This window comes from Myxococcales bacterium, assembly GCA_016712525.1.
GTDB lineage: Bacteria > Myxococcota_A > Polyangia > Polyangiales > Polyangiaceae > JAAFHV01.
Window position 1 is genome coordinate 266,956 of record JADJQX010000006.1, and the last position, 16,634, is coordinate 283,589.

The window sequence follows — 16,634 nt, forward strand, 5'->3', positions numbered from 1 at the left end:
CCGAAGTGGGAGAGCGCGCTCGGCGCTCCTGTGCGCGGGGACCGAGCCGTGTCGGTCGCGGGCCGCGTGAGCGAGGTTCGATGCCCATCGGCGAAGGCCACGACGTCACGCGAGGGCGTGGCAGTGGACTTCGGGCTTAGGCGCGAGCTCGGCTCAGGCCGCGCGAGGGGGGCGCTCGACGGACGTGTGCACGCCCGCGCTGCCCGAGCGGACCTCGGCAGCGATGGGGACGAACAACGCCGAGGGCGGCGCGGGCGCGACTCGCGGAGGTGCCGGCATGCACGCCTCGGTGACCGAAGCCACGGACTCGATCGCGCCGCGTGGGACGAGCTTCGCGATGTCGAGCGCGGGGCCGTCGTCGTCTTCACCCGCGGCGAGCGCGAGCTCTTCGTCGTGGAGCGCGGGGGCGTTGGCGAACGTGGTCGCGCAGCGCATGTCGCAGAGGGGGGCTCGCGTCTCGGCGGCCACGTGGGTGGGCTCTTCGCCGCGTGGGCTCATGGGCGCCACGGCTGCGCTCGACACGAGCCGCACCACCGAAGCCTCGGCAGCGAACGCCGGCGCCGCGACGAGCCACGACGCGAGGGCGGCACACACGCCGAGCACGCGCATCAGCGCGAGGCGGAGCGCGCGGTGCCGCGCGATGCCCGTGCCCAGGCCGATGTCGAGGCGAGCCCTCACGCCGCACACTGTGCATCTCGGAGCCGGTCTCTGGCAAGCCGGGCGGCGACGAAACCTCGGGAGCGGGCCCGGAACATGCCGGCGCGGAAGGAGAAATCAGCTTACGTATCGGGCCCTTACGGGTCCACGGGCCCGTACTGACAGGTCTCGAACGGGGGTCGGCAGAGGCGGAGATCGGGGAGGGCGAGGCCCGAGCCTTCGGGGGCGTCGGGGCTGGGCTCACCGCAATAGGCGACCGTGTCGACCACGGAGTAGCGGCCCTCGGCGAAGCGAAGCGTGAGGATCTGCGCACCGACGTACTCGCCCGCGCCGGCGATGGCGTGCAGCAAGGGGAAGCCTTCGGTCGGGTAGCCGGGCACCTCGGTGACGTCGGCCTGGAGCTCGAAGGCCCCGAGCTCGCGGGTGCATCCCTTGTAGGTGGCGACGAGTCGGCGGCGGCACGCGTCGTTCGCGCTCGGCACGTTGACGAGCTGCTTCGTGGCGTCGAGCACCTCGATGCCGGGGTTGCATCCGCCCGTGGTCGGCGGAGGGCTCGTGATCGGGGTGATGCACGGAGGCGGCGGCACCTGGGTGCGCTTCGGGGCATCCTTCGGGGTGGTGACGACCACGGTCTCGGAGGGGCTCCCCCCGCCGCGGGTGTCGAAGGCGCGGACGCGGAGCTCGAGCCTGTCGTCGGGGCGCAGCCCGTGGATGGCGAACGTTCGATCGCCGGGGTTCGCGAGCCCGGCCCGAACGCCGCGGTCGCCGTGGACGGTGAGCACCTCGAAGCCGTTCACGGGCGCGCTCCCCGGAGGCCAGGCCCACGTGATCGCCACCGCGTACGGGCTCACGGCGCGGGCCACGACCCCGCTCGGCGCAGGAAGCGGTGGGCCGCTCGCGGCCGCCTCCGCGTCGGCGTCGGACGGGCCGGCATCCTGCACGACGAGGCTCGCGTCCGTCTTCGGCGGCTCGACGACGACGCTGGTCGTCTTGGCCTCCGGCCCGCGGCAAGCCACCCAGAGCCCGAGCCCGATCACGGCGACCCCGGCGGTCTTATGTGTAGAATGCATGCGTGCGCCTCGGCGAGGGCGTCGCGTCAGCCGCCCGTGGTCGCGTCGCGAGCGTCGGCGCCGGCGTCTTGGGGAGGCGCGACGGTGGCGTCGCGTCGAGGGGGCTCACCGCCGGCCTCGGGGGTGGGGAGGGGAGGGCTCGAGGCGTCCTCGAGCACCTCGATGACGTCGCCGGCGGCGTCGCTGGGGCTCCCCGGATCGATGTAGTCGTGGCACGCGGAGAGCGCGTTCGACGCCGCCATGGAAAGAGCCGCGACGGCTGCGAGCACGGCCCAGATACGGCCCCTCCATGCGCGTTTCATGGGCTCACCGTATCAGAGGTCTTGTCCGGGTGGGGCGCTTCGCGTGACCTCTTTCGTGCCGACACCTTCGCGGCCACGAGACCTACGGTCGCGCCCAGGAGCGCGCCTGCGGTGACGTCGAGCGGAAAATGCACACCGAGAACGACACGGGACAACGCGACGAGCGCCGCGGCCGTCGCCAAGAGCGCCGTGCGGAAGGGTCGCCTTCGGTCGGCGAAAAACGCCGCGAAACAGGCGCTCCCCGCGGCGTGACCGCTCGGGCACGACGGATCGTGGGGCGGCGGTAGGCCGAGCGCGCGGACGCCCTCGACGGCGAGGTAGGGGCGCGATCGACCGAGCCCGTGTTTGGCCGCGAAGACGAGCAGGGCGGTCAACGCGATCGCGGCGAGCAGGTGGAGCACGGTCTCGCGCGAGCGCCGCGAGAGCGCGAACGGCACGATGCCGACGAGGCCGTACCCTCCGCCGACGATCGACATGCCCACCATGAGGTAGAGCCAAGGAGGCGTCGGATCCGCACGATAGACGAGAAAAAGCAGGCTTTCGTCGATGTCGTGCATGCGCGTGTCCGCCTTCGGCTAAGGGATTCTGCCCCGAGGCGGTCCCCTTCGCCCGAGAAAACGCACCCATGCCGAACGCTGCACCCGCCCCGCCCTCGCTCGCCCCGCTCCGCGCCGAGCTCGACGCCGCCGACGACGAGCTGCTCCGCGTGCTCGCGCGCCGCGCCGAGGTCGTCTCTCGCATCGCGGAGGCGAAGGCCCTCGCCGGGCTGCCCGTGCTCGACCGCGCTCGTGAAGAGGCTCACCTCGCCGCACGATGCGCGCGTGGAGCCGAGCTCGGGCTCGACGCGGGGCTCGTGCGCGACGTGGTCTCGCGGGTGGTGCGTGCGTCGCGAGAGGCGCAGCGCGAGTCACGGGCCGAGGTACCGAACGGCTTCTCGGTGGGCATCGTCGGTGGCACGTCGGGCATGGGCGCCTTCCTCGCTCGCGAGCTCCGTGCCGCGGGGCTCGAGGTCGAGGTGACCGGCCTCGACGCGGGGGCGCCCTCGGCCGACGTGGCGTCGCGTCACGATCTCGTAGTGCTGGCGGTGCCCATCGAGGTCACCGCCGACGTGGCCCGGCGTGTGGGCCCGCACGTGCGCGCCGGGGGCTGCCTCGCGGACGTCACGTCGGTGAAGCGCGCGCCGCTCGACGCCATGCTCGCGGCCACGCCCGCGTCGGTCGAGGTGGTGGGCACGCACCCGCTCTTCGGACCAAGTGTATCTTGCATGGATCGGCTGACGGTGGCGGTCTGCGAGGGGCGTGGGTCGGTTTGGATGCGGCGCCTCACGTCCCTCTTCGAAAGCCTCGGCGCCGAGGTCGTGCAGGTCGACGCCGAAGACCACGACGCGCGCATGGCCCTCTCGCAGGCCGCGATCCACGCGAAATCGCTCGCGCTCGGGCACGTGCTCGCGGCGTATCCCGGCGGAGCTCCGGCGCTCTGCACCACGGCTACACCCCAGCTCCGCGCGGAGGTGGCGCTCGTGGCTCGCTTGGCCGCCGCGCCCCCCGCGTTGCTCGTGGGCCTGCTCTTCGAGAACCCGCATGCGCGCTCCGCCGTCGCCCGCCTCGTCGAAGAGCTCGCCCGGCTCTCGGACGCCCTCGCCTCCGGAGATCGGGCGTTCGTTGCGAGCCGGGTCGAGGCGCTCGCGGTGGCGCTCGGCCCGACCCTCGAAGGCGCTCGGGCGAGCTCCGAGGTGCTCCTCGAGGCCGCCGCCCGGAGCTGACGTCGGGAGGCGCGCTCCCCGGCGTGGAGTTCGCGCTTGCCCGCACCCGAGGGCTCTGTTAGCCGCTCCGTCGGGAGGAGCTTCCGGGCCGCCGCTTCGGGAAATCACATGGGAACGTACGGCTCGTACCTCGTGGAAACGGTGGCCATGCTTGGCGTCGTCACGGCGATCGCGTTCGCCACGATGCTCCTCGCGAAGCGCCTCGGCGTAGGCCGCGCCCACGGCCCCATCGAGCTCGTCGGCCAGCTCCCGGTCGACGCACGCCGCGCGTTTTACCTGGTGAAGGTCGGCTCGAAGGTGTTCTTCGTCGGTGTGGGTGAAGGTGCGTTCTCGAAGCTCGGGGAGCTCACGGCGGACGAGCTCCCGGCCACGCCCCCGAAGGGCCCCGCCTTCGCCGAGCTCTTCTCGAAGGCCCTGTCCCGGCGCGCAGGCGCATCGGAGCCCGCGTCCTCGCCCGCGTCCGAGCCGCCGCGCGAGGAGCCCTCGTGACCTCGCGCGTTGCGCGCTTCGGGGCCGCCACCGCCATCGCGGCCGGGCTCATGTCCTTCGCCGCCCTGGCCTCGGCTGCGCCCGTCGCTCACGCCGCGCCGGCCGAGTCGGGCCGAGGGCTCTCGCTGGTCCTGTCGCTCGCGGTGGTGTCGCTCGTTCCGTTCTTGTTCCTGAGCCTCACCGCGTTCGTCAAAATCTCCACGGTGCTCCAAATCACGAAGAGCGCCATCGGCTCGCAGTCGGTCCCGTCGAGCACCGTGGTCCTCGCGCTCTCGGGGGCCCTCACCCTGCTCGCCATGGGCCCCACCGCCGAGACGATCCTCGCCCGCGCGGCCCCCGTGCTCGCCGAGAAGGGCGACAGCCCCGACGTCGTGGTGAAGGTCGTCGAGGCCTCCAAAGAGCCCCTCCGCGCGTTCTTGAAGGCCAACACGAGCGACAAAGAGCTCGCTCGCTTCGTCGAGGTCGCGCGCGCGTCGAGGCCCGAGGCGACCCGCGCCGAGGTCAAGCCCGACGACTTCCCCGTGCTCGCGCCCGCCTTCGTGGTCACCGAGCTTACCGAGGCCTTCGCCATCGGCTTCCTCATCTTCCTCCCGTTCCTGGTGATCGATTTGGTGGTCGCGAACGTGCTCGCCTCACTAAGCCTCCAGACAATGAGCGTTTCTCAAGTTAGCCTGCCCTTGAAGCTGCTCCTCTTCGTCAGCGTCGACGGGTGGGGCCTCTTGGCTCAGGCACTCGTCCTCGGTTACCGCCACTGACGCTCGCGCCCGCCCCTCGCCACTCGTGTCGCCCCGGAGAGTACTCATCGTGGATTCCTTCGATCACGTGGCATCCCTCGGCAAGCTCTCGCTCGACGACGCGTCGTCGGCCCTCGCGAGCCGCGCGTCGTTCATCGCCCTATTTTCTCGCCTCTCCGAGGTGGTGAACGAGAAGGACCGCGTCGATCGCATCTTGCTCATCCTGTCGCTCCTCGCCGAAGAAGACGCGACCTGGCTCGCCCGCGGCCTCACGATCTCGTTCCAAGAGGCGGGCGACGGGGTCACGCTCATGAGCGTCGTCACTCCCAACGCCCCCGATGGCGAGGGCGCTCCCACGTTCTTCCTCTCGCTCCCGGTCGAAGAGTTCGGCAGCACCATCATGAAGAACCCCGACGCGATCGGCGGCCTCAAGGCGCGCTTCGACGCGGGCGACGTGTTCCTCGACCTCCCGCCCCGCCCCGAGAAAGACGGAGGCCCGCCTCCTCCCCACACCACGCGCCGCATGACGTCGGTCGTCGTCCCCCCGATGGCCCGCCCCACCCCTGTCCCCCCGCGTGGCAACGGCGGCAAAGGTGGGGCCTCGTGATTTTCGTTGACATGGTGCGCCCGCTGCGTAGAGTGCGCGCCCACACCACGTCGGGGCAGTAGCTCAGCTGGGAGAGCGCCGCGTTCGCAATGCGGAGGTCAGGGGTTCGATCCCCCTCTGCTCCACTCCGACGAAACCCTCGAGCCGAAAGGCCCGGGGGTTTTCTTTTTCCATCGCGCGCCGCGGGGCTTCTCGTCGGCGCGCATCGGGGCCACCATCGCCCAGGTGAACGTCCCGCTCGCCTGCCTCCCCATCGCGTTCGTGCTGGTCTACCTGCCGAAGCTGCCGCTCTCGGCGGCCATGGCCAAGCAGCCCGAGGGCTACGACAACAAATCCCCACGCGACCAGCAGGCCAAGCTCACGGGCCCGGGGAGGCGCGCGCACGCCGCGCATCTCAACGGCTTCGAGTCGTTCGCGCCGTTCGCCGTGGGGGTGCTCGCCGCCGAGATCACCCACGCGCGCCCCCAGGTCGCGGCGACACTCGCCGTCGCTCACGTGGTGGCGAGGGCGCTCTATCCGCTCCTCTACATCGCCGACAAGGACAAGCTCCGGTCCCTCGTGTGGTTCGTGGGCTTCTTGGCCACGCTCGGCCTCCTGGCCTTGCCGCTCGCGCCGTAGAGTCGGCGCTCGCGATCTCCCGAGCAAGATCACGGACATGTACCCTGTGTAAGGTCGTGTGTGTCCCCGGGCGGGCCCCCTTTTTTTCGTGGCTCGTGTGCGCTCCCTTCTCGGCCGCCCGCACGTCGACTACCGTCTCGTCCATGGACGCGAAGCTCGCGACGTGCCTGCTCTACACCAAGGTCCTCACGGCCGACGGCATGATGACCGAGAACGAGCGCGCGTTCCTCGAGCAAGCCATGAAGCACCACGGCCTCACCGCCGAGGACCGTCAAAAGGTGCTCGACCTCGAAGGCTGGGATCGCGCCGAGAGCGCGCTCAAGTCGCTCGATCGCGAGTCGAAGGAGCGCATCGTGGCCGACCTCCTCGACGCCGCGTCCGCCGACGGGCGCCTCTCTCCGCTCGAGGTGGCCACGGTCAAGGCGATCGCGCGCGATCTCGGCGTAGAGACCTGACCGGCTCGTTCGAGGCGAGTCGTCACGGACAGAGGCCCGAAGCCTTGGTATGTCCGGCGTGTGAGCTCTCCTCGCCGCCTCGCCCTGCCCACGCTGGCCACCCTCCTCGGCCTCGCCGGCCTCGTCGCGCTCGCCGCTTCGTGCGAGCCCAAGGGGCCCGAGCCGGTGGCCCCGGGAAAACGCGTCCCGCCGCTTCGGGCCATCGGCGCCGAGGTCGGGCGCGCGTCACCTCCGGCCGACGCAGGGAGCGACGCCGCGCCTCTGCCGAAGGGCAAGGTCACGGTCGGCATCGTGGTCGATCAGCTCGCCGCGTGGGTGGCCGAAGAGCGGCTGCCAAAGCTCCCCAAGACGGGCGGCTTCGCGAGGCTCGCGCGCGAGGGAATGTATGTAGAGCGCATGGAATACGCGCACGCGGTGACCGACACGGCGCCCGGGCACGCCGCGCTCTACACGGGCCGCCCGCCGCGCGAGACGGGCATCTTCGGGAACGAGGTCTTCGAGGGCGACAAACGCGTCTCGATCCTGCGTGACACGGCCTCGCGTGTCGTCTCCTCGAAGGGGCCGCTCGAGCGCCCGGGCTCGTCCCCGAAAGCGCTCACGAGCCCGACATTGAGCGAGGCATGGCTCGCCGCGAACCCCACGGGGAAGCTCCTCTCCGTGTCGTGGAAGGATCGCGGCGCCATCTTGCCCGCGGGCCACGTCCGCGAGCGCGCCACGGTCGTATGGTTCGACATGGCCGAGGACGCGTGGGTCACGTCGACGGCGTTCGCCGACGTGCTGCCCTCGTTCGTCACCGCCGAGACCGAGGCCCATCCCGCGTCGTCGTTCCGCGCGAAACCCTGGCTCCCGCTCGATGCGACATGGGTCGCGGCGCACGCCAGGGTCGCCGACGACGGCCCCGGCGAAGGAGACCTCGAGGGCCTCGGCAAGGTCTTCCCGCACACGGCGACCTCGGCGAAGGCCATGCGGGCCACCCCGTTCGCCGACGAGCTCGTCGTGTCCCTCGCGAACGCCGGAATCGCAGCTCTCACGGCCGACGGATCGCCCCTTTTCCTCGAGCTCTCGCTCTCCGGCAACGACTACGTCGGGCACGTGTTCGGGCCCGATTCGCACGAAGCCTGGGACGAGCTCCTTCGCCTCGACGGGCTGCTCGCCGCGTTCTTCCGTGGCCTCGACGCGCGGTTCGGTGAAGCCGGTTGGTCGGCGGTGCTCTCGGCCGATCACGGCACCATGCACACCCCCGAGGTGCTCGCCTCCCGGGCGAAAACATGCAAAATGCAAGGATGGGACGAGCGCCCCTGCACGGGCACGCGAATCCTCCCCGACGACCTCGGGAAGAAGCTCGCCAAGGTCGAGCCTTCGGTCGTAGGGATCTGCGATCCGTGGGTCTTCTTTCGGCCCGAGGTCCGCGCGGACGCCACGAAGCGCAAAGCGGCCGAGAAGAAGGTGATCGAGGCGCTGAAGAAGGAGCCCGGCGTCCTCGCGGCGTACGGAGCGACCGCGCTCGCCGAACGCTGCGCCGAGGCCCGACCCTCGGACCTTCTCGGGCGGGTGTGCGCGTCGTACGTCCCTGCGGGGGGCGACGTGTACGTCGTGACGAAGCCCGGAGGGTTCTTCGATCCGCTCGTGGTCGTCGGCGCGGGGGTGAGCCACGGGAGCCCGTACGCCTACGATCGCACCGTGCCGCTCTTCGTGCGCGCGCCGGCCCTCGTGAAGGGGGGGCGCACGTCGTCATCGCCGCTGCCGTTCACCGCGTTCCGGGAGGCCCTCGAGATGGCGAGCGGCCTCGGTGGGGCGCCTCCCTGGTCGGCGTCGGCGTCAGCGTCGGGGTCGGCGTCGGTGCGCTGATCGCCTTTGGTGCGTGGTTAAGTGTATGAAACTAAAATAGAATTCGTGGCCCTCGGCGACCGCGCCGCGCCGCTCGTCGCGACGGAATCCTCGCCAAACGTCGCGCTGCGTCGCTATGATCCCGGACCGCATGAGCCTGTCGAAGCCCCCGCCCCCCGAAGAGTCGTTCGAGGGCCAGGTCGTCGGGGGAAAGTACCTCGTCGGGAACCTCGTCGGCTGCGGTGGCATGGGCACGGTGTGGTCCGGCCGTCACATGACGCTCGGCACCCTCGTCGCCATCAAGTTCATTCGGCCCCAGTTCGCCGAGCGGTTCGACGCGCGCCGGAGGTTCGAGATCGAGGCGCGTGCCGCCGCGAGCGTGAAGAGCGTGCACGCGGTGCAGGTCTACGACTTCGGCACGACCGAGCGCGGTCTCCCGTACATCGTCATGGAGTTCCTCGAGGGCGAGTCCCTCGCCGAGACGGTGCAGCGAGTCGGTCCCATCGCCGCGCACGAGGTCGCGAAGATCATCGCGCAGGCCTCGAAGGCCCTGTCGAAGGCCCACAAGGCCGGGATCGTTCACCGCGATCTCAAGCCCGACAACGTCTTCTTGGCCACCAACGTCGAGAACTCGGAGAGCGATCTTCCCTACACCGTGAAGCTCGTCGACTTCGGCATCGCCAAGATCGTCGACGCGCCCGAGGGGCAGTCGGGGCTCTCCGGACCGACGCAGGCCGGCTCGGTCATCGGCACGCCGAACTTCATGAGCCCCGAGCAGCTCACGGTGGGTGGCGCGCCCGACCCGCTGACCGACATCTGGTCCCTCGGCGCGACGGTGTTCTCGGCGATGATCGGCCGCATCCCCTTCGAGGGAGAGGTCCTCGGCGACATCGTCCTCAAGGTGTGCACGGCGCCCATGCCGGTGCCTTCCTCGCTGCGCGCGGGCTTGCCTCCCGGGTTCGACGCATGGTTCGCGCGCGCCTGCAACCGCGACCGCACCGGCCGATTCCAGACGGTCGAAGAGCTCGCGGAGAGCCTGCTCCGGGTGTGCGGGGCCGACCCGTCGGGCGTCGAGACCGCGACGATGTCCGAGGACAGGGTGCAGTACCAGCTCAAGGCAAAACACACGGCCGAGGAGCTCGAGGCCCTCGCCCGGCAGCCTCACGACGGCATGTCGGCGAAGAGCGCGCTCCTCGCCGGCATCATCGTGGGCGTCGCGCTCATGGTGGGTGTGCTCGGCTTCCTCGCGTGGAAGACCTCCGACGGTCCGCCCGCACCCGCGCCGGCCCTGGCCCCGAGCAAATAGTCGGGGCTCGAGCCTTGGTCGCCGTTAGGCGGCTTTGCGTAGGAGCTGGCTGCGGGTCTGGTCGAAGCTCGGCGGGGCGAGGCCTCTCGCCTTGCGCAGCATGAACAGCGCGTGATGCACGTCGGCGTGGTCGGGGTATTGATCGCAACCGTCGAGGAGATTTCTGTCCTGAGCGAGCTCGAGGGCGGCTCGGAGCTCGTCGCCTTCGGCGTAGTCGAGGTACGCGAGGGCCTCTTCGAGGGTGACGGTGGAAAGTGTACCGACGCGGCGTTCGTGCATTACCCCTCCGTGGGCCCTCGCCCTCCCGGCGAACGAGCCATCTACCTCACAAGTAACCGAGTTTTGCGCCGTGGCCAGCTCACGACCTCAATTGAGTGCGTGTGTGTAGGATGCAAGTCCGCCTTGGACGTGCCTCGGAGAACGTCGCCGGCGCGTCGGGCTAAGCGATTTGCCGTGTCACGGTCGTGTGCCCTCACGAAGGGCGATCCAGCGGACGAGCGCGCTCCCGGCGTGTTGCTCGTAGTCGATGCGGAGGTGGTGGTCGGTCGAGCTGCCGGGGAGGCGCCCGACCGCGGAGCTCGGCGCCGCGAAGAGGTGCTCCATGTCACGCCCGAGGCGGTTTCGGAGCACGTGCTCGAGCGCGCGACGGAGCTCGTCCTCGAGCAGCGGCACGTCGGGGTGGGAGGGGGTCGTGCGGGCGAAGGCGTCGAGGAGCGCCCCTGCGGCCTCGGCGCGGCTCGAAGCGGCCGTGAACCGAGGAGGGACGAGGGGCCCGACGCCGAAGCCTCCTGCGGCGTCGAAGGGGGTCTCGCCTTCGCCGTATTGGATGGCGCGCGTGTACACGTGCCACTCCCGGCAAAACGCGAGGGCCGACCGGTCGCTCGTGAGATCGACGAGCTCGGCCGCGGCTTGGCACGTCCAGTGTTCTTCGCCGTAGAAATACCGGCTCCCGAAGAAGCGCCAGCTCTCGCCGAGGTGCGCGGCGCCTCGTTTGGCGGCGTCGAGCGCCGAAGGATCCCCGGTCACGCGGAACGCACGCGCGAGCGCGAACGACGCCTCTCCCGAGTAGTAGAGCACCTGACGATCGATCGGCGTCCGCGCGACCCGGTCGTAGTAGTGCATGAACTCGCCGTCGGGCCGCTGCTGCGAGCGAAGGAACCGCACGAGCGAGGCGATCGCGGGGCGGTATCCCGTGTCGAGGCCCGCGCGATCGACCTCCGTGAACGCGAGCAGCGCGAGGGCCGAGGAGCCGAGGTCGGCCAGGTCGGCCTCGGCGATGCATCGCTCGTCGCCGCACGGCACGAGCAGCGCGTCACGGAGGAGGCCCGCCGCGCGACGGCACGCGGCCGCCAGGGTCCCGTCGTTCGTGAGCCTCGCGGCTTGGGCGAGGAAGAACGTGGCCCCCGAGTGGCGCGGCCAGTTGTACGAGCCGTCCGCGCGCCCGGTGGTCGCGTCGACCTGGTAGGCATAATACCCGTTCGCGTCGACCCCACGGGCGAGGTGCAGCGCGAGCTCGTGCACGGCCTCCTTGGCCGCCGCGACCGTCAGCGGAGCGGGCGCCGGTCTCGCGCGGGTGGGCGCTACGACCCTACGAAACCCGACCCGTCGGAGCTCGGCGCGCCGCGCCACCGTGCCCGCGTCGACCCCGAGCCGTTCGGCGAGGAGTGTGTAAACTGCATTGAAGTCGGTCCCGAAGCCGAGGCCGGTCCCGGGATCGGCGAACGCGCGCTCGTACGCTTGTTTCGCGAGGAGATCGTCGACGGTCACGAGGGCGGTGTGCCCGTCGACGCGCCCGAGGACGCCGTCGAGCCCTGGCCTCACCGAGAACGCGATGACGCGGGGATCGTTCACGAGCGGGGAGAGCCCGACGACCTCTTCGTGCACGACCTCCGTGTCGGTCGGAGGTGGGAGCGGGACGTCGTGGACCTCGCGCGCGAGGAGCTTTCCGCCTCGCCACGTGCTCACGGCGACGTGGGGATCTCCGCTCGCGGGTGGGTGCAGCCTCGCTCGGTCGTACACCAGCGCACACAGGGCGGCGAGCAGGACGACATAGATGCAGAGTACACGCGCTACCATGCGCGCCGTCGCGCGAGGGCCCTCACGCACAGCGCCGGCGCGACGACGAGGTACGGCACGGCGAGGGCGGCCACCAGGGCGAGGATCGCGGCTCCGCCTCTACCGATAGGCCCGTAGAGGCCTGCCACGTGGCTCGCCGTGAGCGCGAGCACGGCCGTGAGCGCGAGGCCCACCGCGAGGGTCACCCACGAGACGGCCTTGGCCACGCGGACCGCCCAACGAGCCCCGAACAAGAGCCCCGCCCCCGACACACCGAGGCCGAGCACGAGCACCACCGCGGCCCCGTCGATGCTCGCGACGCGCGCCGGCAGCTGCGAGACGCCGAACGCCACCACCGCCGCCGTGACGAGGTGGGCCAGGGCCACCCCGCGAAGGCACGCGCGATCCGGCTCATTTCGCGCTGAAAAACCACATGGCGCCGAGCGCGATGAGCACGCCGACGACGAGGAACGTGGCCGCGACACCGACGAGCATGCCGACCGGGAGCGCGGCCTTCGGCGCGGGTGCGGCGTCGCGCGGCATGGCGGACGACGGGCCGCCGCTCGACATCGCGGCCGACGCCGGTCCACCGAGCGAGTCCGGCGTGGCCTGTCCTGCGCTGTTCGGCTCGGCGGACGGCGTGGAGACCGGCAGCGGCATCGACGGCGCGACCGGGGCCGGGAGCTCGGTCTTTCCGGCGAGCACCGCCTCGAGGGCGTTCGCGAAATCGAGGGCCGACTGGAACCGCTCTCCCGGGTCCTTGGCGAGCGCCTTGTCGAAGACCTTCTGGAGCAGCGGGGGAAAGTGCTTCTCCGGGGTGCGCTCGGCCAACGTGAGCGGCTTCTGCATCACCTGGGCCTGGATGAAATCCATGTTGGTCTTGCCGTCGAACGGGAGCTTCCCGGTGAGCGCCTCGTAGAGGATCACGGCGAGCGAGTAGATGTCGCTCGCGGGCGTGAGCTTCTTGCCCTGCGCTTGCTCGGGGCTCATGAACTCCGGCGTGCCGAAGACCATGCCCTCCTGCGTGAGGGCGATCGAGCCCGGGCGCATCTCGCGCTCGGTGACCTTGGCGAGGCCGTAGTCGAGCACCTTCGCGAAGTCGCGCATGCCGGCGGCCTGGCACAGGAAGATGTTCTCGGGCTTCAGATCACGGTGCAAAATGCCGGCTCGGTGGGCCTCTTCGAGCGCGGGGCACACCTGCGAGAAGATCGCCACGGCGCGCTCGAGCGGCATGGGCCCCTCGGTGCGCACCGTCTGGTTCATGTTCTTCCCCTCGAGCAGCTCCATCACGATGTAGAGCGAGCCGTCGTCGAGCTCGCCGTACAGGAACACCTTCGCCGTGTTGGGGTGCGCGAGGTGGCTCATGGCCCTCGCCTCGCGGCGAAAACGCGACGCCAAGTCTTTGCGCGACGTGAGCTTCGGGTGAAGGATCTTTACGGCGACCATGCGGTTCATGGCCGGCTGAAGCGCCTTGTAGACGGACCCCATCCCGCCCTTCCCGATCCGCTGGAGGATCTGGAACTGGCCGTCGAGGATGTCCCTCCCGATGAAAGGGTCCTGGGAAGACATGATGCCGTGATACCACGACGGCATGCCGGCTACACCAGCGACTTCGGGTCTGGCCTTTCGGTCGGAAATCCTCACGAATGCCGGGTATTTGCACGGTTTTTCGTCGGCCCTGGGCGGCGCGGACTACGCCCTCGGGCTGCCTGAGACCGACCTTCGCCTGGCGCTCGAAGCGCTCGGCCGTGAGGTGGGGTTCGACCCGTCGAAGCTCTACCAAGTCAAACAGGTGCATGGCGTCGAGGTGCACCTCGCCGAGGGGGACCCTCGCGAGCTCGTGGGCCTGCCCGGGGACGCCGTCGTGGCGCGCACGCCGGGGCACGTCGCGGGGGTGCGCGTGGCCGACTGCGTCCCCGTGCTCGTCGGCTCCGGCCGGAACGTCGCCGCGATTCACGCCGGATGGCGCGGGGTCGACGCGGGCATCGTCGGCGTCGCGCTCGCGGAGCTCTCGGGGGCCGACCGGGTCGCCGCGATCGGGCCTTGCATCGGCGCGTGCTGTTTCGAGGTGTCGGTGGAGGTGGCCGAGCGGCTCGTCGCGTCGGTGGGCCACTCCGACGTCGTCGTGTCGCGGTACGGCGAAGGCAAAGCCAAGGTCGACCTTCGCAGGGCCGTCCGGCACCAACTCCGCGCGGCGGGCGTCCAAGACTCGCGCATCGACGACGTCGGCGGTTGCACGCGTTGTGGAGGCGCCGCGTACCACTCGTACCGGCGCGACGGCGATCGCAGCGGTCGCATGCTCGCCGTGATCGTCGCGATCTGACGGGCCTTCAGGGGAGCGCGGCGGGATCGACGAGGAGCGCTTCGACGAAGCGCGCGCGAAGGTAAAATCCCTTCTTTACCGTGCGGATCTCGTCCCCGTCGGGGGTGGTCGCGCGGACGGTCTTCTCGCCGTTCCGCGCCTTCGGGCGCACCTGGAGGTACCTGCCCCAGTGCGCCGTGACCTCTTCGATGCGGCCCGCGCCGAACGCCCCCATGATCTCGTCGAAGTCGGCCCCGAGCGCGGCGTCCTGCGCCGGCGTGGGCGAGAAGAGCACGGGGAGCCCGACCCGCCGCTTCGTCCAGTCCGGGGCCTCGGCCAAGATCGGGACGAAGAGCACACGCGCGAGCTTCCTTCGTGCCCACGAGGTCTCCCAGCGGGCGTTCTCCGCGTCGAGCAGGTCGAGGACACACACGTAGGTCGACTCGATCGCGCGCCCGCTCGCGCGCATCGGCACGGTCTTCAGCTCGACGCCGAGGTGGGCGAAGTCGGGCTCGCTCCGAGATCCGGCCGTCGCGCCGAGCGCTCGCTCGAGCAGCGCGCCCCACGAGCCCTTGGTGCGCACGGGCGACGCGTCGATGCGGGTGCCTACGGCACGGGCGATCGCTCCGAGGTCGTGGCCCGCGAGGGCACGTGCGCGCCGGAGGAGCTCGGGCTCGGTGCGCGGAGGGGCCGGGATCAGGGTGGACATGCTGCGTCGAAATCGTGAATAAATCCCTGTGTTTCCAGTTCGCTCCAGCGCCGCGCGAGCAGCGCCTCGGCCTCCGGCGCGCGCGCGAGCAGGGCCCGCGTGAAGGGCTCGTCGCCCGGGAGCGCCCGCCCGACGAGAGCCCGGGTCGCGTGGGCGGCGGCGAGGGCGTAGAGCGTCGACGCACGCCTCCTGCCGCGCGCGTCGGCCGTGAGGGCTCGCTCGAACGCCGCGTGCACCTCGCTCTGGTCGCGCAGATCGGTGGCGACCTGAAACAGAGCGGCCGCGACGGTCGCGCGCCCTCCGTCGTTCGCCGAGAGCGTGCCCGTGCGCGTATCCTCGAGGGCCAGGGGCAAGAGGGGATCTCCCTCGTAGCGCGGATCCTCGTGCACGACCTCGAGGCGAATCGCCCGGGGCGGTGGCGCACGGAGGGCCCGCGCGAGCGCCGCCGAGAGCTCGGGGAACGACTCGGGCAAAAAGGCGCGCAACCTGCGCGCCGCGAGGTCGACGTGGCCGGTCGCGAGCGGCCAGATCTGCGAGAAAAACCAGGGAAAGACGCCCGCGAAGGCGCCATCCAGGCCCGACGGCGCGAGCGCCCGCTTCGCGCAATCGAGGTCGCCGCACTCACCGAGCGCGCGTGTCGTGCGGCGCGCGAGGTCGTCCGTGCCCGTCGTCTCGAGCACGGTGGCATAGGTCCGTCTCGCCTCGCGAGCGGCCTCGGGCGCGCGAAGCTCGGGGGTGGTCCCGAGCCGGACGAGCCACACGTGCGCTTCCACGAAGGCGCTCGTCTGCACGGTCGTGGGGCCGTCGGTCGTGCGCGTGACCGCAGGCGCTATGCGGGGCGGGAGGCGTACGGGCTCGTCGCGTGCGCATCCGAGCGCGAGGCCACACAGGAGCGAAGCCAAGGCCCCTTGGCCTCTCACGGCGTCTTCGGCTCGTCGCGCTTCAGGACGACGTTGTAGACCCCTTTGCCCGTCGCCACGGCGGTCGCGGGCTCGTCGGGGTGGAAGACGCGCATGTCGCTCACGCCCACGCGATTTCCCTGGCGCACGACGGTGGCCTCGCACGCGAGCGTCGTGAGGCGTGCAGGGCGCAGGTAGTCGACCCGAAGATCGATCGTCGAGACGCGACCTCGTGTGTCGCCGATGCCCGTCCACACGGCCATTCCCCCGGCGGTATCGGCGAGCGTCGACAGCACTCCCCCGTGGAGGGCGGGGCGCATCGGATCCCCGACGAGCTCCTCTCGAAACGGGATGACGATGCGAACGAACCCCTCCCGCACCTCTTCGCACTTCATCCCGAGAAAGCGGTTGAACGGGATGAGCTGCTCCATGACGTGGATCAGCGCATCGAAGGCAGGTTTATGCATTTTGCACGTACTGCGACTCGATCCAGCGGGATTGCCCGTCTTGGAAGACCACGAGCACGTGCTGCCCTTGCACTTGTTGCACCTGGCCGGGGTAGCGCGACCCGTTTCCCCACATCACGGACACGTTCATTCCGGCGACGAACGCGCCGAACGCGGCCGCCGCGGGCCCGGGTGCGGCCTGGACGGGCTGGGCGTACGGGTTCGCGTAAGGAGCGTGGAGGCCCGCGAGCGGGTCGTAGGGGCTCGCGGCTTGTCCGTATGCCGGGGCCGCCTGCTGGCCATACGCCTGAGCGGGCTGAGCGTACGGATTGGCGGTTTGGGCCTGAGCAGGCTGAGCGTAGGGGTTCGCTTGGGCGGGCTGAGCGTAGGGGTTCT

General features: G+C 70.8%; 21 protein-coding genes and 1 tRNA gene. 10 read left to right on the forward strand and 12 right to left on the reverse strand.

Annotated elements, in window-relative coordinates; genetic code table 11:
• Nucleotides 1-153: 153 nt before the first annotated feature.
• From IPK71_13010 to IPK71_13025, 4 genes are all read right to left on the reverse strand, one after another.
• On the reverse strand, nucleotides 154-678 hold the full coding sequence (locus tag IPK71_13010; protein ID MBK8214652.1) for a hypothetical protein: 525 nt from the start codon (nucleotides 676-678) through the stop codon (nucleotides 154-156).
• 116 nt (nucleotides 679-794) lie between these two features.
• Nucleotides 795-1,727 carry a fibronectin type III domain-containing protein gene (locus IPK71_13015; protein MBK8214653.1) on the reverse strand — a complete coding sequence of 311 codons (933 nt, stop codon included), beginning with the start codon at nucleotides 1,725-1,727 and terminating at the stop codon, nucleotides 795-797.
• Between the two features lie 26 nt (nucleotides 1,728-1,753).
• On the reverse strand, nucleotides 1,754-2,029 hold the full coding sequence (locus tag IPK71_13020; GenBank protein ID MBK8214654.1) for a hypothetical protein: 276 nt from the start codon (nucleotides 2,027-2,029) through the stop codon (nucleotides 1,754-1,756).
• Entirely contained in the window at nucleotides 2,026-2,586 is a 561-nt protein-coding gene (locus tag IPK71_13025; protein MBK8214655.1) for a phosphatase PAP2 family protein, read from the reverse strand. Before IPK71_13025 ends, IPK71_13020 begins: the two co-directional genes overlap by 4 nt.
• A gap of 68 nt (nucleotides 2,587-2,654) precedes the next feature.
• On the opposite strand from IPK71_13025, the gene IPK71_13030 reads away from it, so the two are divergent.
• The 9 genes from IPK71_13030 (at nucleotide 2,655) to IPK71_13070 (ending at nucleotide 9,827) form a co-directional block, all read left to right on the forward strand.
• Nucleotides 2,655-3,791 carry a prephenate dehydrogenase/arogenate dehydrogenase family protein gene (locus IPK71_13030; protein MBK8214656.1) on the forward strand — a complete coding sequence of 379 codons (1,137 nt, stop codon included), beginning with the start codon at nucleotides 2,655-2,657 and terminating at the stop codon, nucleotides 3,789-3,791.
• A 147-nt stretch (nucleotides 3,792-3,938) separates the two neighbouring features.
• Nucleotides 3,939-4,280 carry a flagellar biosynthetic protein FliO gene (locus IPK71_13035; GenBank protein ID MBK8214657.1) on the forward strand — a complete coding sequence of 114 codons (342 nt, stop codon included), beginning with the start codon at nucleotides 3,939-3,941 and terminating at the stop codon, nucleotides 4,278-4,280.
• Nucleotides 4,277-5,035 (forward strand): EscR/YscR/HrcR family type III secretion system export apparatus protein, encoded by a 759-nt coding sequence (locus IPK71_13040; protein ID MBK8214658.1) that lies wholly within the window; start codon nucleotides 4,277-4,279, stop codon nucleotides 5,033-5,035. The genes IPK71_13035 and IPK71_13040 overlap by 4 nt, the downstream gene beginning before the upstream one ends.
• Before the next feature lie 49 nt (nucleotides 5,036-5,084).
• Nucleotides 5,085-5,621: a hypothetical protein gene (locus tag IPK71_13045; GenBank protein ID MBK8214659.1), complete on the forward strand. Its 537-nt coding sequence runs from the start codon at nucleotides 5,085-5,087 to the stop codon at nucleotides 5,619-5,621.
• Between the two features lie 52 nt (nucleotides 5,622-5,673).
• Nucleotides 5,674-5,746 (forward strand) — tRNA-Ala (locus IPK71_13050).
• A 100-nt stretch (nucleotides 5,747-5,846) separates the two neighbouring features.
• Nucleotides 5,847-6,239 (forward strand): MAPEG family protein, encoded by a 393-nt coding sequence (locus IPK71_13055; protein MBK8214660.1) that lies wholly within the window; start codon nucleotides 5,847-5,849, stop codon nucleotides 6,237-6,239.
• A gap of 143 nt (nucleotides 6,240-6,382) precedes the next feature.
• Entirely contained in the window at nucleotides 6,383-6,694 is a 312-nt protein-coding gene (locus IPK71_13060; protein ID MBK8214661.1) for a TerB family tellurite resistance protein, read from the forward strand.
• Nucleotides 6,695-6,754: 60 nt separating this feature from the next.
• The gene (locus IPK71_13065; GenBank protein ID MBK8214662.1) at nucleotides 6,755-8,542 is read left to right on the forward strand and encodes an alkaline phosphatase family protein; all 1,788 of its coding nucleotides are present in this window, start codon (nucleotides 6,755-6,757) and stop codon (nucleotides 8,540-8,542) included.
• Nucleotides 8,543-8,672: 130 nt separating this feature from the next.
• Complete coding sequence (locus tag IPK71_13070; protein MBK8214663.1) at nucleotides 8,673-9,827, forward strand: serine/threonine protein kinase; 1,155 nt, start codon at nucleotides 8,673-8,675, stop codon at nucleotides 9,825-9,827.
• A gap of 24 nt (nucleotides 9,828-9,851) precedes the next feature.
• Here IPK71_13070 and IPK71_13075 read toward each other — a convergent pair whose 3' ends face one another.
• From IPK71_13075 to IPK71_13090, 4 genes are all read right to left on the reverse strand, one after another.
• Nucleotides 9,852-10,106 carry a hypothetical protein gene (locus tag IPK71_13075; protein ID MBK8214664.1) on the reverse strand — a complete coding sequence of 85 codons (255 nt, stop codon included), beginning with the start codon at nucleotides 10,104-10,106 and terminating at the stop codon, nucleotides 9,852-9,854.
• A 177-nt stretch (nucleotides 10,107-10,283) separates the two neighbouring features.
• Nucleotides 10,284-11,903, reverse strand: coding sequence for a hypothetical protein (locus IPK71_13080; protein MBK8214665.1), 1,620 nt, complete (start codon nucleotides 11,901-11,903; stop codon nucleotides 10,284-10,286).
• Nucleotides 11,897-12,268: a hypothetical protein gene (locus IPK71_13085; protein ID MBK8214666.1), complete on the reverse strand. Its 372-nt coding sequence runs from the start codon at nucleotides 12,266-12,268 to the stop codon at nucleotides 11,897-11,899. The genes IPK71_13080 and IPK71_13085 overlap by 7 nt, the downstream gene beginning before the upstream one ends.
• Before the next feature lie 25 nt (nucleotides 12,269-12,293).
• Complete coding sequence (locus IPK71_13090; protein MBK8214667.1) at nucleotides 12,294-13,454, reverse strand: serine/threonine protein kinase; 1,161 nt, start codon at nucleotides 13,452-13,454, stop codon at nucleotides 12,294-12,296.
• Nucleotides 13,455-13,539: 85 nt separating this feature from the next.
• Here IPK71_13090 and IPK71_13095 point away from each other — a divergent pair, with 85 nt between their 5' ends.
• On the forward strand, nucleotides 13,540-14,205 hold the full coding sequence (locus tag IPK71_13095) for a polyphenol oxidase family protein (GenBank protein MBK8214668.1): 666 nt from the start codon (nucleotides 13,540-13,542) through the stop codon (nucleotides 14,203-14,205).
• Nucleotides 14,206-14,212: 7 nt separating this feature from the next.
• Here IPK71_13095 and IPK71_13100 read toward each other — a convergent pair whose 3' ends face one another.
• From IPK71_13100 to IPK71_13115, 4 genes are read right to left on the reverse strand one after another with little or no spacing between them, the layout of a single operon-like run.
• Entirely contained in the window at nucleotides 14,213-14,884 is a 672-nt protein-coding gene (locus IPK71_13100) for a DNA mismatch repair protein MutH (GenBank protein MBK8214669.1), read from the reverse strand.
• Nucleotides 14,881-15,795 (reverse strand): hypothetical protein, encoded by a 915-nt coding sequence (locus IPK71_13105; GenBank protein MBK8214670.1) that lies wholly within the window; start codon nucleotides 15,793-15,795, stop codon nucleotides 14,881-14,883. The genes IPK71_13100 and IPK71_13105 overlap by 4 nt, the downstream gene beginning before the upstream one ends.
• Before the next feature lie 14 nt (nucleotides 15,796-15,809).
• The gene (locus IPK71_13110) at nucleotides 15,810-16,259 is read right to left on the reverse strand and encodes a hotdog fold thioesterase (protein ID MBK8214671.1); all 450 of its coding nucleotides are present in this window, start codon (nucleotides 16,257-16,259) and stop codon (nucleotides 15,810-15,812) included.
• A complete protein-coding gene (locus tag IPK71_13115) occupies nucleotides 16,252-16,389 on the reverse strand; it encodes a hypothetical protein (protein MBK8214672.1) in 138 nt (45 codons plus the stop codon). Before IPK71_13115 ends, IPK71_13110 begins: the two co-directional genes overlap by 8 nt.
• Between the last annotated feature and the right edge of the window lie 245 nt (nucleotides 16,390-16,634).

Coding starts and splice junctions, on each gene's coding strand:
- IPK71_13080 (MBK8214665.1), bottom strand. CDS start 11,903: ATGGTAGCGCGTGTACTCTGCATCTATGTCGTCCTGCTCGCCGCCCTG.
- IPK71_13035 (MBK8214657.1), top strand. CDS start 3,939: ATGCTTGGCGTCGTCACGGCGATCGCGTTCGCCACGATGCTCCTCGCG.
- IPK71_13060 (MBK8214661.1), top strand. CDS start 6,383: ATGGACGCGAAGCTCGCGACGTGCCTGCTCTACACCAAGGTCCTCACG.
- IPK71_13110 (MBK8214671.1), bottom strand. CDS start 16,259: ATGCATAAACCTGCCTTCGATGCGCTGATCCACGTCATGGAGCAGCTC.
- IPK71_13030 (MBK8214656.1), top strand. CDS start 2,655: ATGCCGAACGCTGCACCCGCCCCGCCCTCGCTCGCCCCGCTCCGCGCC.
- IPK71_13115 (MBK8214672.1), bottom strand. CDS start 16,389: ATGAACGTGTCCGTGATGTGGGGAAACGGGTCGCGCTACCCCGGCCAG.
- IPK71_13075 (MBK8214664.1), bottom strand. CDS start 10,106: ATGCACGAACGCCGCGTCGGTACACTTTCCACCGTCACCCTCGAAGAG.
- IPK71_13025 (MBK8214655.1), bottom strand. CDS start 2,586: ATGCACGACATCGACGAAAGCCTGCTTTTTCTCGTCTATCGTGCGGAT.
- IPK71_13015 (MBK8214653.1), bottom strand. CDS start 1,727: ATGCATTCTACACATAAGACCGCCGGGGTCGCCGTGATCGGGCTCGGG.
- IPK71_13020 (MBK8214654.1), bottom strand. CDS start 2,029: ATGAAACGCGCATGGAGGGGCCGTATCTGGGCCGTGCTCGCAGCCGTC.
- IPK71_13070 (MBK8214663.1), top strand. CDS start 8,673: ATGAGCCTGTCGAAGCCCCCGCCCCCCGAAGAGTCGTTCGAGGGCCAG.